General features: G+C 61.1%; 1 tRNA gene. It reads left to right on the forward strand.

The features are described from left to right. The first annotated feature begins 147 nt into the window (after positions 1 to 147). Positions 148 to 223: transfer RNA gene (locus AYB31_RS06165), tRNA-Val, on the forward strand. Positions 224 to 316 lie beyond the last annotated feature (93 nt).

Here is a 316-nt window from a genome sequence, read left to right on the forward strand (position 1 = left end):
GTCCATGCACCGAATGGGGGGCCTGTGCACTCGGCTTGGGCGCTAGTCGATGCCGCTCGATAAATCCCCTCCGTGGAAAAAATTTCAAGTGGGGTGTTGACTTAGCCGAGGCGGCTGCGTAAATTGCGCCACCTCGCAAGGCTACTCGGGTGATTAGCTCAGCCGGGAGAGCATCTGCCTTACAAGCAGAGGGTCGGCGGTTCGATCCCGTCATCACCCACCAGTCTCTTGCGAGAACCGACGCGCAGCGGTAGTTCAGTCGGTTAGAATACCGGCCTGTCACGCCGGGGGTCGCGGGTTCGAGTCCCGTCCGCTG

The sequence above is a fragment of the Pseudomonas sp. BMS12 genome (assembly GCF_001592875.1).
Lineage (GTDB): Bacteria > Pseudomonadota > Gammaproteobacteria > Pseudomonadales > Pseudomonadaceae > Aquipseudomonas.